This window comes from Cellulomonas sp. P4_B5_2 (genome assembly GCF_056402235.1).
In genome coordinates, this window is record NZ_JBFUHU010000001.1 from 1 (window position 1) to 15,369 (window position 15,369).

The window sequence follows — 15,369 nt, forward strand, 5'->3', positions numbered from 1 at the left end:
ATGCGCAGTCCCGGTCGGCAGCGGCGAAGTCGCCGTCCCGGCCGGCACACCGGCCGACGTGGCGACCGCCGTGCGGAATGGCCTGGCCTACGTGGGGGTCACCTCCGGCTGGCGCCAGCTGTGCGACCGGCTCGCCTGCCGCGCCTACGGGTACGTCGGGTCCGGGTTCACCTCCGCGAAAGCCCACTGGACCGAGATGCTCGCCAGCGGGCACGCCCACCCCGCCGACGCCTGCCCACCGCTGGGCGCATTCACGTTCTGGAACACCGGGCGACCCTTCGGGCACGCCTCCCTGGTGGTGCAAACCGACCCCGGCTGCGACCCGGCCAAGATCCTGCTCACCGCCAACGAGGTCTTCGACTCCGCCACCGGCAACCACGGCGGCGTCTACCTGATCAGCTTCGCCCGCCTGTCCGCGATGTACCTGCACGGCAACGGCTACCTCGGCTGGTCCAACCCCATCTGCAAAGGCGCCCTGCTCCCCGCCGGAACCACCCACCCCGCACCCGCAGGCCGCTAACGATGATCGGCCGCAACTCACCGTCCAGCGATGAACGCCTCGCCGCACTGCACGACAAGCTCGTGGCCGCCGTGGCCGACCTCGTCCACTCCGACCGCTGGCGGCAGATGCTCATCGCCGCCGCCCGCTTCCCGACCTACTCCCCCTCCAACGTGCTGCTCATCGCCGCGCAACGACCCGACGCGACCCGCGTCGCCGGCATCCGCACCTGGAACAACCTGGGACGACGTGTGATCAAGGGCGAGCACGGCATCGGGATCCTCGCCCCCTGCACCTACCGGTCCGCGACCGCCGACGCCGACGCGCGAACCCGCGAGGGAGAACCGATGGTGGCGCGCTCGGCGGACGCGGAGCCAGTTTCCATGCGTGAACTGCGCGGCTTCCGCGTGGTGCACGTCTTCGACGTCAGCCAGACCGACGGTGCTCCGCTCCCCACCGTCGAACCGCACGTGCTGACAGGAGACGGTCCGGAGCACCTCTGGGCGCACCTCGCGGCTCTGGTCGCCGACGACGGGTTCGCGCTCGAACGCGGCCCGTGCCCACCGGGCGCCAACGGGTACACCGCCTACCGCTCCAACACCGTGCGGATCCGCGACGACGTCGAACCAGCACAATCGACCAAGACACTCGCCCACGAACTCGGGCACATCCGCGCCGACCACGAACACCGCTTCCCCGACTACGCCAGCAACCCGCAGTGCCGCGGACGCGCCGAGGTCGAAGCTGAATCAATCGCCTACCTCGTCGCTGCCACCGCCGGCATGGACACCGCGAACTACTCCCTTCCCTACATCGCCGGCTGGAGCGAGGGACGCCCCGACCTGCTGCGAGACTCCGCCACGCGCGTGTTGATCGCGGCGCGCTCAATCGGGTCTCCCGATGCCCCTGGGAGCAGACCCGAAATGCCCGTTGCTGCTCTCGCAGTAGGCGACTCTCGGGACTTCGCCCCAAGGAGACTCGACGGAGGCGATCACCGGCAGCAGGTAGGACCAGAACCTCAACACCAATTCCGCGACGGTACCCGGCGGGAGCAGCGTTAAGGAGCGGGTGGTTTACTCCGTCGCCACGGCGATTCCGCCGCCGATGCCTTTCGGCGGCCCAGTCAGCAAACCGTTGAACTGTGCCGCACACGAGCACTCGCAGTTCCATGCCGCATGTGGGACGCGGTCCAGCACGCCTCCATGCTCTTCGTCTCCGACGAACCGTGAAGGACTGCCTCAACTGGCTGCTGGAGCTCGGTGGGAAGTCGGTTCAACAGCGCGGGTAGGTCTGCGCGCGCGACCTTGCGGCGCCGCGGCGCCCTGGCGTACGCCGGGTCCGTCCGCTCACCGCAGAGCCGCTTAGAGGTTCGCCCCTAAATGCTTGCCAGCGCTTGCACCGGCAGCGGAACCTTGGAGCGGAGCGTGGAGCGGAGCCGTAGGGGGAAAACGAGTGAGCCGCACGAGCTACCCGCCATCGGGCACGGGACGCATCCTCGCTGCAGCGCTTGGAGCGGCAGTGATTGCAATCACGGTCAAGCGGATCTCGGTATACCGGAAGCGGCCTGAGACTCAACTCTCATCTGGGACGGGGGCCGCCCTTGAGTCCACGAATCCGCCACCGCGATTTTCCGCCGGCCGTTGCTGCTGTCGTCGCGCTTGCGGTTGGTGCGCTCGCCGCACTCGGCATCACCGGTGATGCCCTCCTGCGCTTTACGCGAAGTTATCCGGCCGTAGTTGCTTTCGCGCTCGTGCTCATCCTCGTTGGCGCATATGTCTTCGCCACCGGACGAGCTTCCAGGTCAGCTCGCCAGCGTGCTGCGGGAGCTGGCGTGAAAGAGCCGTCGGACACGGTCCGGACGGGTATCACGTGGGGTTGGGAGGATGTTGTCTGCGGTGCTCTCGTCGCCATATTCGCTCGCGCGATACTGCCGCAGAACATCGCGATGCACAGGGTCAATCGCGGGACGCCAGATGAAGCCGTGATTCGGGTGTTTGACCCGGCGGACCTACTTCCCCTGGCTCTAGGTCTGCTCACATGGCTTATTGCGGTCGCGCTGGGCCGAGCTGTCAGGGCAGGACACATCTCGCTGCCCTCCCGAATCAGCTGGCAGAACGTCGGCCTCTCGCTGGTCTTGCTAGGCCTCGGCGCGATCCTCGTGGTCGCCGGCGATCAGCTGACCCGCCGAGATGTTCCGGCTATCGACGTCAAGGTGGACCAGACTGAACCGTCACCTCCCCCAAACGAAGGTGTTCCGGGGTCCCCGGTCGGTCTTACCCGCCTGGAGGTCACGGTGCGCGGCATAGCGCCGGTTGGTGACCTTCTAGCCGTGCGAATGGTTGGCCTCGACAGCCCCCTCGACCGCTCCAGCCAATGCGGGTCGGACGCTTCCAGAAATTCCGAGATATCTCAGGGCACCGTATTGCTGAACAGCACCCTGGGGGCGGGGAAGGACGGAACGATCACCGGTGCATACGTGGTTCAGGTAAAGACCGGTGCGTATGCTGGAATCTGCGTTGAAGCCCGACTCAATCAATTGTGGGGGCGGCCTGTTGGGACCTACGTTCCGTTACCCATGCTGCTCGGCGCGGCGGACTGATTTTGCGCGGTCGAGGCGCTTCTCACGGCGCTGAACCGGTACCCCAAATACGCGGGTCGCCCTCGCGCCGCGCGAGGTGCGCGACCGCGTGGTGCATGCGGATCGTGGACTGGGACAGCGCCGACTCGCGGGCGCAAACGCTCGACTCGTGTCGTCGCTCGTGAAAGGACAGGTGTTGGTAGACGAATCACTCAACGACGAGCGGTCGAGTCGCACCGTCTAGAGCGAACGGTGCGCGTCCGGCCGACATCCGGTTCGAGCGACCCAGTCAGCGAGTCGTAGGCGGGCGACGGCGAAGCGTTCGTGCCAGTTCAAGGGGGCATCGGGGACCGCGCTCATGGAGAACGCGCCTTGCCACGCAAGTTGTAGAGCGGACAGCTCCTCGATGAGTTCCGGGTGCTGAGTCCAGCACGCAGGCACGACGCGATGGTCAAGCCGGTAGCGCTCGGCGAGCCAGGTCACCCACATGTCGAGGTCCTCGAGCAGCAGTTCTTGCTCGGCTGCGGTGAACGCGGACCAGACGATCGGGGTGGGCGGCCCGATCGGCGCCATGAACGTGCGCTGAGGGAAGAACCCCTGCCGGGCAGTCGGTGCCCTGCGCCTCGTGCGGGTCATCGGATCGCAACTCCTCGGGTCGCGGCGCTCTCAGTAGGGCCGGTCGGTGCCTGGGCCGGTCTGTGCAGCTGCGGCCGTTGTTCGTCCAGGTGCGCGACGGTGGCGGTGATCTCCGCGAGCCACGCTGCACGTGCGCGCGGGTCACGCGGTTCTGGGCCGAGCCGCTCGAGCCAGGCCGGCTGCTCGGCGAGCACGGCGTCGGTCAGCGCGGCCGCTCGTTGGGCGATCAGGTGCTCGATGGTGGTGAGCATTGCGATGCCGTCGTGATCGAGGCCGGCGCTGCTGCTCGATGCGGGGACTTCCTGGGGGGTCTCGGCGTGTGCGCGCAGCCAGCGGCTCGCCTCTCTTGTCAGTGCCTCGACGGAGGCGTCGGCGGTCGTGGCGTCGACCAGTTCGTCGACCATGGCCACGGGATCGGGGGCGAGAGTGGCGACCCGATCGAGCGTCGTGAACAGCGTTCCTGCCTCGGGTGCCGTCCGCAGGGCGCGGATCGTCTCGGCGCGAAGTCCTGCCCGGTCCAGGGCTATGGTCCAGCGGCTGCGGGAGGCTTCGGCGAGCAGGGTGCGGCGGATGGGTTCCAGTCGGTGCATCGAACCGGCGGCGTCCTGCTCGGCGGCGATCTGCGCCGTGGCGGACCGTTCGGCGTTCGGCGTGGTGATAATCGCGGCCAGCACGCCGTGCCCGGCACTGCTGGTGGGGGCGTCGGGCAGGTCGTCGCACTCCGGGTCGACGGCGTCCAGCGCGACGTAGACGTGGTTGGCGTGACGTCCGCGGGTCATCGCGACGTACAGGTTCTCTCGAGCCATGCCGGGGTGGGCCAGCACGTGCGTGTGGTCGACGGTGATGCCCTGCGCGCGGTGGGTGGTGCTGGCGTACCCGAGCTCGACATCCTGCGCGACGTAGTCAGCAGGGAGCAGCACGGATGCCGCCCCCGGGTCCATGGCCGACCGTGTCCGGGCGGCGGTCAGTGATCCGTCGGGGTGGGTGTGCGTGACGGTCCAGAGGTCCCCGTTGCGCACATAAGAGTGGGGGCCGGCGTTTGCGGGGCGAAGGGTGCGCTCGTTGCGTCGGGTGACGATCCGGTCCCCCACACCGATTCGTTCCCCGGATGCCGAGGCCACGCCGTCGCCGGTCACGAGTCCGTCGGCAATGCGGTCGCGGTGGGCTCGGGCGTTCAGCGCGGCGACGGTCCGGGCGTCGGGTGCGATCAGGATCGCGTCGATGCCGTCCTCGACGTCGGTCGCCCACGCCGTGTAGGCGTCCTCGAGCATCGCCTCGGCGGCTCCGGCGTGCACCCGGTCGTGCTCGACGTACTCCTCGACCACCCGGGGATCCCCATCGCGCAGGCCGAGACTGGCCGCGGCTTCCCACGGGTGGCTGAACCGCCACAAGGACGTGAGCCGCGCAGGGCGCGTGCGGTCGGCCAGCAACGCGAACGCCCCACCCGCGTCGACCGCGGACAGTTGTCCGTGGTCCCCGACAAGCAGCACCTTCGCCCCTGCCGTCCCCGCCTGAGTGACGAGGGTGTCCAGGGTGAGCGTCCCCGCGAGGGATGCTTCGTCGACGATCACGAGCTGGCCCGCCCGCAGGGACCATCGGCCGCTCTCGCGGGCCTGCGCGGCCAGCGCCGTCTCGATCGTCCGCAACGCTCGCACGTCCCCGTCACGCGCCGCCCGATCGCGGGCGACGGTCAGCCGGGTGGTGAGGGCGGCGCGCCGGTCGGCGCCCTGGCCGGTGGACTCGAAGGTCCACTTGGCCGTGTTCTCGCACGCGATCCCCAGTGCCCGGGCCAACTCCGCGGCGGCCGACGACGACGGTGCCAGCCCGATGACCGCACCGCGCCCGTAGGAGTGTTCCCATGCCCGACGCACGCCGCGCAGGGTGGTGGTCTTGCCCGAGCCAGCCGGCCCAACGAGCACATCGAGGCGGCGCGCGGAGGTCGCGACCTGCCGCACGACGTCCACCTGGTCCGGCGCGAGCCGTGTGTGGCCGTCTGAGGCGGCCACGACCAGCGCCGCCATCGATGTCGCCGGGCCGTTCTCGGTCGTCGCCGCTGTGAGTAGGCGGGCTTCCGCGTCCAGGACTCGCCGATCGGTGAACCGCTCTTCGTCGGGGCGGTCGAACGCGGAGGTCCCGTCCGGACGCTGATACGCCGGGCGGGACTCGAACAGGGCTGGTGCAGCTGTCGAGACACCGTCGCGCACGGCTGCGCTCGTCACGGAGTCGAGCAGGACGAGTCGATCGGTGACGCTGGCCATCGCGAAGCCGCGAGTCACCCTGGCTGCCTCGGCGAGCACGTTCCACCGCGTCCAGGTCGAGCGGCGCTCCATCACCCCGGCCAGCACCACCTGCGCCACCCGCTCGATGACCTCCGCGGGGATCGCGTCGGCACGCAGTGGGACGCTGTGCTCTCGCCCAAGGACCGCGGCGGTGAGCTGTGCCGGCGTCCGCCCGCTTAATGCCGCCGCGCGAGTGCGCCAGGCAATGAGCAGCTCGCCGAGCGGGCGAACGTGCTTGCTCGGACGCGTGGCGCGGGTGACCTGTTGGCGAAGCCGGGTGATCTCGACCCGGTTCGGCGTGCGACCGTGGGTGGCCGCGAACCGGGCGACCTCGTCGGTCATCACTTCGTCGATGCGGGTGGATCGGGTCGAGAACTCCCCCATCAGCGCATCGGCGACACCGTCGACCTCGAGCCGCGGGCTGCGTCGTGCCCCGCGGTGCCGCCAGCCCCACCGCACCGGCAAACGTCGTGCCAGCTCGTCGGCCATCAGGGCGTCGTAGACCTCGGAGATCGCGACCGTCGCGTGGTGCAGCGCCCGGGAGTCCAGCGACCGCCACGCCCCGTCCAGGCCTTGCACCTTGTTCGCGACCACCAGGTGCGTGTGCAGGTTGGGGTCCCCCGCCCGGGAGTCCCAGTGATCGAACGCGACTGCGATCGCGCCTTGCGTCGGCTCTTGCCGACATCCCGCGTGCCCGGTCCGCGTGTACAGCGCCCGGTCCTCGAGGAACTTGAGCGCCTGACCCACCGCGGCTCGGTGCGCGGCGAGCACCGTCGCCTGCGTGTGGTCGTCGGCGACAGCCCACAGCGTCGAGACCGACTTCGGTGGGGTGAACGTCAGGTCAAAGCCGGCCACAGCCTTCGGTGCACCCCGCGCGAGCTCGACGCGTGTGATCGCATCGATCGCTGACCGCCGCGCCCCGCCATCCATCTCTTCGGGYAGGGCCTTCACCTGGGCCTCGACGCGCTTGGCCACCGGGTCGCCGGTCACGTAGGCACGGCCCAGCGGCACGCCCGTCGCCGGGTCGCACCCCTTTCCGAACAGCCGCGCCATGGGCTGCTCGTCCACCACATCACCGCGCTCGATGCCAACCGCTTCCGCTCCACCGACACCCTGCAGACCCGACCCGAGCCACCGGCCGGGCGGGTTCCCGGACTGGGTGTAGTAGGCCGTCAACGACGTCGCACCGGCACGGTCACAGTCCCCGGAAGCGGTGTGCCGCAACAGGTACTGGTAGCCGGCGCCGGCCGTCAGGCGGTGCAGCGTCATCACCATGACGCTGCACCGATCGGCACTCGAGGTGTGAGTTCCATGCCGTGTAGTGCGCCCGGTCACGCGTAACACGCGAGCCCGAGCTCGTGTGATCGACCTTTGGTGCCAGAGGTGTCATGGCCCATCTCCTTGCTCGCGACCCTCGCCGAGCCCGTCACTGCTTCACCTCGCGTGTTACGCGTCCGTTGGCGCACCTACGTCTGTGATCCGGCGTCATCGACATCCCGTCGATCGATCACACCGGCAGGCACGCGACTGGTAGTCCACCGCCCGGGCACTGATCGCTCGGAGGTTGGTCGGCCGGCACCAAAGTCGAATTCGAGTACGGACGCAGAACGAGGACTTCCTGGAGGAACGATGTCTGTCGGATGGATCGCACCCGCAGGAGCACTGCTCGAGCAGACGCCCGTGACGTGGTCAGGACTCTGGTCACTGCTCTACACGGCCGGCCACTCAACACTTCGGCTCAGCCTCGTTGCGTACTTCGCTGAGGGAGTCGAGCTTGCCTACGTCGCGATGGACCTGCGCGAAGCCCGCGACGAGCTGGAGTGGCTGCACGAAGGCCTCGCCGCCGACGCGCCGGCGATGGATCTCGGCCCCCTCCGGCCGGGCGAGGATCACCAGGCGGCGCGCGACGTCGTTCAGAAGCTCATCGACTGCGCGCTCGACGTCAGCCACCTCCTCGCGGAACAGAGCGTCGACGGCGCTGAGCTCTCATGCCTCACCCGCGTCGAGCACCGTCTGCGAACCGCCCACGCGAAGATCGCCGGCGTCCGGCCGTGACGACGTATGGCGTGCTAATGGAGCAAGCAGCGCGACACATCCACGCCGGCACCTCCCAGACCGCAGCCCACCGATTCAACGACCTCCGAGACGCCCACCTCGCTGTTGCGTCGTTCCACGGTTTGCTGGACGCGATCGAACGGCACGTCTGGCACCTGGTGAACCCCGCGAGAGCGACGACGATCTACGGCACCAGCGCACCGCCGCAGGGCACAGACCCTGTCGAGTACGCCGCTCTGCGTATGGTCATCGCCATCCCAACGCTCGAAGACAGGGATCACCGCCTGCTCCCGATCCCGCAGCCGATCGAGCACCCATGGGCCGAGGCAGCCAGGACGCTCGGCGCGGCGGTTGACCTGCTCACGACGCACACTGACGCGGCCGGGACGTCGCGCTCCCCCGACGGTCCTCTCGTATGGGACTTCGCCGCCCGCCGACGAGCACTCGGCCGCGTCGCGGACTTGACGGGGGCTGTGCTGAGCGGCGCAGACACTCTCGGCTTACGTGTCGGACAGGCCGGAGCCCACTGGTCAAGCGTGCGGCGCTGGATCCCAACCTTCGACGAATCCCGCGCATGGGCAGCCGACGCAGTGCACCAGGCGAAGGATCGGACCGGGGCCGGCCCCCTCGACGAAGTCGGCCTGGCCAACCCGTCCATCCGCACGACCAACGAGCTCCTCGAACTCGCGGATCGAATCGGCAGGCTCCGTCGATCCGCCTGGGGCGCCCTCTCCCATCCGGACTTCTCCGTCGCGACACTGCACGACTTCGCCGGCGTCGGGCTCGCGGTCAACGCCCACTGTGCCGCCTTCCACGGCGTCGATCTGCGAAAGGTAGCCGACAGCCACACGCTCGCTCAGGTGCCGCAGGTCGTCCGCGCTCGAGCATGGCAGCACGTACTCGGCGACCTCCACGATGTCATCTCGCCCGGCCCCGGCGACCCGACAGTTCGCGCCGATGCAATCGCCGTGCGCCATCTCCTCGCTCAGACAGCACCACTGACCGAGGCTTCTGGAGGTCGGGCGGCGAACTACGAACTCGATCGACGCGCTCTGGGTGCAGTAGTCAACGGGGCTGTCGACACGATGGCCCAGATCGCCACCTGGAACTCGATGATCTACAACCGCCTTGCTCGCTCGGGCCACGTCCGTATCCGGGCCGCCAACCTCACCGGCGAACAGATTACCGACTCTCCCGAGCTCGCCGCCGCAAAGCTGCGAGGGACGAGCGTTGCCGTCACACCGGCGCTGCACCAGCGTGCACTTGGCCACTACCGCGATGCCGCGGAACGAATCGGCAATGGATCCGACGATGCCGTTACCGCATCTGCACTAGCTCCCGCGCCCGCGCCCGCGCCCGCGCCCGACACGATCGTGATGAGCCGCGCTCACTATCTATGAGGAGCCAAACGACCTCGAGACTGCGGGCGCAGGGGCAGAAGACCGCGTGTTTGGCGCCGCTGACCTGCGCCTACCCATGTGTGGATAGTCTCGGGGCGCTGGTCGGCGGCCGTCGCGGTTTCTTCAGTGCCCTGCAAACGACGACTCGATGGCCCCAAGTCGGCGCATATGGCGGGTCATGGAGATGCACGTAGCGATCGACCGCGTCGCGCGGTCTCGGAGGGGCGGGTCGGGTGCGGATCACGAGCATCACAGTCGAGAATTACGCGAGGCTCGCGGATCTGAGCATCGAGCTGCGGGGGCACCTGGTCGTCGTAGGGGCAAACGATGTCGGCAAGACATCGCTGCTACGCGCGCTCAACCTCACCCTTGGGCCAACGGCCCAGCTCTATCAGCAACTGGGCGTCGATGACTTACGCGACAAGGACGTGCCCCTCGTGGTGGCGGTCACGTTCGTCGGGTTCGACGACGAACAGCGTGCACTCTTTCATCGCGAGATCGACATCGACCCGACTGACAGCAGCGAAGCACTGGTAGTTCGCCTCGAGGTAGCCGTCGACTATGACGATCCCGAGTCGGTCACGATCGCTCGGTGGTGCCCGGGACGGGGAGAGGTCCGGACCCTCTCACGAGATCAGATCGCGGCGATCGGCTGGCGCTATCTGCCCGCTCTCCGGCAGATGTCCGCAGCGCACTTCGACGGTGCGACCGGGGCTATCCAGACGCTCTTGCGGGCGGTCGAGCCTCAGCTCGGCTCCACTGAGACCGACTTGGCGTCACTCTTGGACTCGTTCAACGCCAAGCTGGACGCCAGCGAACCACTGAAGGACCTACGCAAGGACATGGCTGTCCACCTGTCCAGCTCGATGCCTCGCGGCATCGAGGCCGATGACCTCGCGATCCGCACCGCCGCTGACCCGGGCGCATCAGTCCTGGAGAACGTCTCCATGTTCCTCACGCGTCACGGGGAGTTCGTGCCCATGTCCGAGCAGTCTGACGGACTGCGTCAGTTGATCTCGATGACGCTGTTCGATCTTGCGGAGGGCGCTGCGAACGTGATCGCGATCGACGAGCCGGAGATCCATCTGCACCCGGCGAGTCAGCGCACCGTCGCAGAGCTGCTGACCAAGCAGACCAACCAGAAGATCCTGGTCACGCACTCGCCCTACATCGTGCAGCGCTTCGACCCCAGCCAGGTGGTCGCCGTACGCGCGGATGGAATCTGCCGCCAGATCGACACCACCCGCTTCAGCATCGCCGAGCGCGACCAGGCCCACTGGTGGTCGCCACGGATGCTCGAAGCTCTCACTGCTCGATTCGCCATCCTCGTCGAAGGGGTCGCAGACCGGCTGATCGTGGAGGCAGCCGCCAAGGCGCGGGGTATTCACCTGGACCGGATCGGCGCAGTCGTGTTCGAGCTGGACGGCGCCGAGAACTTCCCGGCCGTCTACAAACTCCTCGGACCCCGGGGTTTCGACGTGGAAGTCATCGGACTGGTTGACGATGCCGAGAAAGGGCCCTGGCTCGGTGCCGTCGGCGGCAAGCCCAGGGATGTCTTCGGTCGTACCGTGTTCATCTCTGCCAGCGACCTCGAAGACGAATACTGCCACGGTCTCGGCCCAATCACGATGGCTGCCCGCCTGGTTGCCGCTGGCGTAGCGCGAGATGACCGCGCGCTGCTCGACTCATGCGCAGCGGCCGACCTCAAGTCGATCGAGCCCGCCGCCCTGGCGAAGTTCTGCCGGAGCAACGGCAGGAAGGTCCCCTCCGCGATCGCCGTCGCCAAGGGAATGACGGCCGACGAGGCGAATCAGATCGCGAGCATCAACGCACTCCTCGACCAGCTGGGGGGGCGTGCGCTGCTGTGACCGCCGATCCCTCGCCGTTCGACGCGGCGACCACCGACAGCGCGCGGAACCTGTTGGTTGTCGMGCCGCCGGGATGCGGGAAGACTGAGCTGCTCGCCTGTCGCGCCGAACTGTTGATCACTTCGCTCCGACCGGGCCAGAAGATCCTTGCGCTGACCTTCTCCAACAAGGCCAAGGCGAATCTCGGCAGCCGCTTGGTCAAAGTCYTCGGCGCCGAGCGCAAGCGCCGATACATCACCGTTCGCAACTTCCACGGCCATGCGGCGGAGATCATTCGGTCTCACGGGCGCACGCTGGCAATCGAGACCGACTTCGACATCCCCACCGAGCAGAGCCTGCCGGCTATCCTGGCCCCGCACTTGGAGCTGCTTGGCGAGGACGCGGCCCGCACGCTCGCGGCGTTGGTCACCGAACAGTTGCGCGACGTGAAGCAGCGCCCGCTCAGCGACGCGGACGTGCTCTACGCCTTGGAGGACGCTGACCCTGTCACCAGGGAGGTCGAACACGGCCGGCAGACCTCTGGTGAGCTCCTCTTCGAGGACCTCTTGCGCCACGCTCAGCGACTCCTGCGCGTCCCCGAGATCGCCCGTCTTTACCGCTCTCACTACGGAGCGGTGCTCGTCGACGAGTTTCAGGACCTCTCGCCGCAGCAACTGGACATCGCGCTTCGCACTTGCGATTCCAGCCGGACGTTCGTTGGAGACCCGCTGCAAGGGATCTACTCGTGGACGGGCGCGCGACCGGTCCAGGTCGAGCTCATCTTGCGTCGCATCAGCGGCCCCCCACGAGGTCTTGGGGTCTCGCATCGATCCTCACCACGGGTGTTGGATGCGCTAGGTGCCGTGTCCGTGCAGCTCGGCGGTCAGCCCCTGAAGTCGTACGAACCCGCGGCATGGTTTGAGGGCGGGATCGCGGCCGCAGAGGCTTTCGCCAGTGGAACTGACGAAGCGCGATTCATCCACGACACGTGCGTCGCCATCCTCGCCAAGCTGCCCGAGGCCACCATCGGCGTGATCTCTCGAAGCGCCTGGCGCCGCAAGCCGATCGATGACTTGTTCTCCACCACCGGAACACCGGTCACTCGTTGGGACGAGCCTGTCGACGACCCACGGGTACTTGACCTGATCGGTGCTGCCGTCTCAGTAATCGGTCCTGGCGCGGATTCGAGAAGGCTTCGCGCCCACCTGCTCGCGACGGTCGATATCACCGAAACCGAGACCATCGCGGACGTCTTGGAGGCCGTAGYTGAACTCGACGAGCTCGCACTGTCTAGAGGCATACGACTCGCAGCAGCATTGGAGCAAGCGCGAGCGATCCATGAGTCGCCGGAAGCAATCGCCCCGGGAGTTCACCTGCTCAACGCGCACAAGGGGAAGGGCCAGCAGTTCGACTGGGTGTTCATCCCCGGATTCGAGGACGGTCATATCCCAAGCTTCTTCGCCAAGGGAGTCGCCCAACGTGACGAAGAGCACCGGGTGCTCCTCGTGATGCTCTCGCGGGCTCGCCATGGAGTGGTGCTCACCATGGCCAAGTCTCTGATCTCGAAGAGGGGGAGGCCTTACCCGACGACGCTCAGCCCATGGGTGAGCGATTTCGATGGCGTGCAGATCGACGGTGCCGCCGAACTTGTCGCGCACATCGAACGCCTGACGCAATCGAAAGTATGACTCGCCGGTGACGAAGGATCCGCCTCTGCGATGCGCCGCCGCCCTCGTAAGCGACGCAGACCTTGCCAGCCAGCCCTATGCTCAAGCTGGCAGAGAGTTTCCTAGTCTCAACAGGATCTCACGGCGTTGCAGATGGTTTGGGGGGAAACTGTGGGACGTATTCCCCTCTGGCTCTCACCGGGCACTCGTCGGGCCTACGACCGGGCGCATAACCCTCCGGCCAGCGCGTCCGATCGTTCCAGCATGCTGTGGACACATCTACGACCCACTCGTTCGGGCCTGCGAACACGATGCCCACGCGTTCATTTCCCGCTCGGCTGAACGCGGCCGAGCTGAAGTCAGCACCGCGCAACTCGGCCTTCTCAAAACGGGCCTCGGCGAACCACGTCTGGTGCAGCGTTGCTTCGCTCAGGTCAGCGCCTTCCAGATTGGCCTCGCTCAGATCCGCGAAACTCAGGTCAGCGTCGCCGAACGTCACCCCGCGGAGGTCTGCACCGCGCAGATGAGTCGCTCTCAGGTCGGCGCCGCTTAGGTCAGCACCTACCAGCTCGAGATCGGTCAAGTCGGCCTCGGCCAGGTACACCCCACCGAAATTGGCGCCGGCGAGATTCTTCGCGTCCGCAAGATGGAGCGCTTCGTCGAGGTCCACTCCGTCGAGCTTCGCTCCCGCGAGGTCCGCGCCCTTCACGTCAGTATCCCAGAGGTCAGTTCGACTCAGATCCGTGTACCGCAGGTCTGCACCGACGAGCGTCGCACCGGAGAAGTCCGCCCCGCTCAGGTCCAACCCGCTCAAGACCGCACCCGTCAGATCCAGCTCCGTGAACTTCAACTGCCGATCCGGACCGCTGCGCATCGCAGCCTCCCGCACCAGTTGCGAGTTCGCGTCGCGTCTCGCTGCCAGTTGCGCATCCGCCTGGGCCTGGAGTTGTTCGTTGCTGATAGCGGTCTCCAGGCTCGCAGTCTGCGTGAAGACGACCGCCGCTATCCCGACTGCCAGAACCACCTCGCCGCCGAAGCGGACCCATTCGCCCACCTGGCGGCGCGGGTCAGGTGTTGGAGCCACCTGCGACACCACCTGGGGCGGCTCCACAACCGGCTCGATGGCCGGCCCCGGTGCCGCGCCATCTTGTGGCTCGACGGGCGGCTTCGCCGCAGGCGGCGAGGACGTCCCAATCTGGCCTCGGGATGACCCACGAGAACTCACCTGCCGCAACCGGCCCCGCGGACGCGACCCACCATGTGGGCTCCTGCGTGGTGGCCGCGGCACGGGCCGAGCGTAGCGCCACACCTCTCCGGATCTGATGGATGCGCCACGGCGGCACGCTGCACTGGACTCCGCGGTCCCTGCGCAACGCTTGGCACCCCTCCCAAGGAACCCCGACGTCACCCACGCCGCCATGCCGCGACGGACCCGGTAGGCACCCTGCCCCAAGCACGACATCACACCGAGGGGACACCTGCCCGCCGCGCACGACTTCGAGCCCGGCGAGTCCACCCACGCCATGTACACCGACCCTCGCCTTTGCGCCCCTAGGCCACTGATTCACTCGCGTGCGGGCTGTGCTGAGCGGCACGTGGCCGTCTCTATGGCGACATGGCCGCAAAACGCATAAAACGCCTCGCGCTGACGACTATCGCATCTTCGCGGATGCTGAGCGCCGCGCCGCGAGCCGGCCATCTGGACCGGGGTGTGGACCGGCGTCGTCGTCGGGCTCCTCGTCGGGTCGCCCTCCCACGATGTAACACTCACCGAGAACGGCCCGGTCGGCCGGTCCGTCTGGGAGGTGCTGGGCGGATCGTCGTTCTTCGCATGGGCAATCGGTGCCGGTGTGGTCTTCGGGGTGGTCGGCTTCTGGGCTTGGAAGCCAGAGTTCGTGCGACGTGCACTCCACGAGAGGCCGGCGAAGCACCGGCCGTCTTCTGGATCGTGATGGGGCTTTCCATGCCCGGTGGCCTCGCTCTGCCGTGGGCGTGGGGCTGGGGCTGGGGCTCGCCGTTTGATGGCGCCGAGTTCTTCCAGTCGGCTGTCGGCCTCGCCGTCCTCCTACCCGTCATCCCCGTTACCTGGTTCGTCGCCTTCTACCTGTACGACGCCGCCAACCACGTCTGGCGCTACCACGACGTCGAGGAACGAAGCAGGCTGGGACTTCTGAAGCCGGGCACGTGCGTCCGCTACGACCCTGCGAACTGGCTGTGACTGTCGGCCATTACCGCACACAAACCATCGCCGACGCCAAGCCAGTCCCGGTCGCGTAGCTCCCCATCAGATTCGAGAGCAGCAACACCCCTCAGCTCGCAAACGAGTCCGACTGCCCACGGATTTCGCAAGCCTTCGCATCAGGGTTCCTGCCAGCCAACGCCGATGGTCCCGACGCGACTTGCAAGTT

At 67.6% G+C, this 15,369-nt stretch carries 11 protein-coding genes; 8 read left to right on the forward strand and 3 right to left on the reverse strand.

Annotation, left to right across the window (positions count from 1 at the left end; genetic code table 11):
- The 3 genes from AC1DUQ_RS00005 to AC1DUQ_RS00015 form a co-directional block, all read left to right on the forward strand.
- The coding region (locus tag AC1DUQ_RS00005) for a hypothetical protein (protein ID WP_477073202.1) at positions 1 to 520 on the forward strand (520 nt) is incomplete at its 5' end.
- A gap of 2 nt (positions 521 to 522) precedes the next feature.
- Entirely contained in the window at positions 523 to 1,560 is a 1,038-nt protein-coding gene (locus AC1DUQ_RS00010; RefSeq protein WP_477073203.1) for an ArdC-like ssDNA-binding domain-containing protein, read from the forward strand.
- Positions 1,561 to 2,330: 770 nt separating this feature from the next.
- Entirely contained in the window at positions 2,331 to 3,098 is a 768-nt protein-coding gene (locus tag AC1DUQ_RS00015; RefSeq protein ID WP_477073204.1) for a hypothetical protein, read from the forward strand.
- A gap of 219 nt (positions 3,099 to 3,317) precedes the next feature.
- On the opposite strand, the gene AC1DUQ_RS00020 is transcribed toward AC1DUQ_RS00015, so the two are convergent.
- The gene (locus tag AC1DUQ_RS00020) at positions 3,318 to 3,650 is read right to left on the reverse strand and encodes a hypothetical protein (RefSeq protein WP_477073205.1); all 333 of its coding nucleotides are present in this window, start codon (positions 3,648 to 3,650) and stop codon (positions 3,318 to 3,320) included.
- 59 nt (positions 3,651 to 3,709) lie between these two features.
- The gene (gene mobF, locus AC1DUQ_RS00025; RefSeq protein WP_477073206.1) at positions 3,710 to 7,261 is read right to left on the reverse strand and encodes a MobF family relaxase; all 3,552 of its coding nucleotides are present in this window, start codon (positions 7,259 to 7,261) and stop codon (positions 3,710 to 3,712) included.
- 411 nt (positions 7,262 to 7,672) lie between these two features.
- On the opposite strand from mobF, the gene AC1DUQ_RS00030 reads away from it, so the two are divergent.
- From AC1DUQ_RS00030 to AC1DUQ_RS00045, 4 genes are all read left to right on the forward strand, one after another.
- On the forward strand, positions 7,673 to 8,047 hold the full coding sequence (locus AC1DUQ_RS00030; RefSeq protein WP_477073207.1) for a hypothetical protein: 375 nt from the start codon (positions 7,673 to 7,675) through the stop codon (positions 8,045 to 8,047).
- Positions 8,044 to 9,447, forward strand: coding sequence for a hypothetical protein (locus AC1DUQ_RS00035; RefSeq protein WP_477073208.1), 1,404 nt, complete (start codon positions 8,044 to 8,046; stop codon positions 9,445 to 9,447). Before AC1DUQ_RS00030 ends, AC1DUQ_RS00035 begins: the two co-directional genes overlap by 4 nt.
- 233 nt (positions 9,448 to 9,680) lie before the next feature.
- On the forward strand, positions 9,681 to 11,315 hold the full coding sequence (locus AC1DUQ_RS00040) for an ATP-dependent nuclease (protein ID WP_477073209.1): 1,635 nt from the start codon (positions 9,681 to 9,683) through the stop codon (positions 11,313 to 11,315).
- On the forward strand, positions 11,312 to 12,982 hold the full coding sequence (locus AC1DUQ_RS00045) for a UvrD-helicase domain-containing protein (RefSeq protein ID WP_477073210.1): 1,671 nt from the start codon (positions 11,312 to 11,314) through the stop codon (positions 12,980 to 12,982). Before AC1DUQ_RS00040 ends, AC1DUQ_RS00045 begins: the two co-directional genes overlap by 4 nt.
- A gap of 118 nt (positions 12,983 to 13,100) precedes the next feature.
- On the opposite strand, the gene AC1DUQ_RS00050 is transcribed toward AC1DUQ_RS00045, so the two are convergent.
- On the reverse strand, positions 13,101 to 14,072 hold the full coding sequence (locus AC1DUQ_RS00050; protein WP_477073211.1) for a pentapeptide repeat-containing protein: 972 nt from the start codon (positions 14,070 to 14,072) through the stop codon (positions 13,101 to 13,103).
- Between the two features lie 852 nt (positions 14,073 to 14,924).
- On the opposite strand from AC1DUQ_RS00050, the gene AC1DUQ_RS00055 reads away from it, so the two are divergent.
- Positions 14,925 to 15,179 (forward strand): hypothetical protein, encoded by a 255-nt coding sequence (locus AC1DUQ_RS00055; protein WP_477073212.1) that lies wholly within the window; start codon positions 14,925 to 14,927, stop codon positions 15,177 to 15,179.
- The last annotated feature ends 190 nt before the right edge of the window (positions 15,180 to 15,369 follow it).

Excerpts from the sequence above, each read along its gene's own strand:
- AC1DUQ_RS00010 (WP_477073203.1), top strand. The coding sequence starts at position 523 with ATGATCGGCCGCAACTCACCGTCCAGCGATGAACGCCTCGCCGCACTG.
- AC1DUQ_RS00020 (WP_477073205.1), bottom strand. The coding sequence starts at position 3,650 with ATGGCGCCGATCGGGCCGCCCACCCCGATCGTCTGGTCCGCGTTCACC.
- AC1DUQ_RS00055 (WP_477073212.1), top strand. The coding sequence starts at position 14,925 with ATGCCCGGTGGCCTCGCTCTGCCGTGGGCGTGGGGCTGGGGCTGGGGC.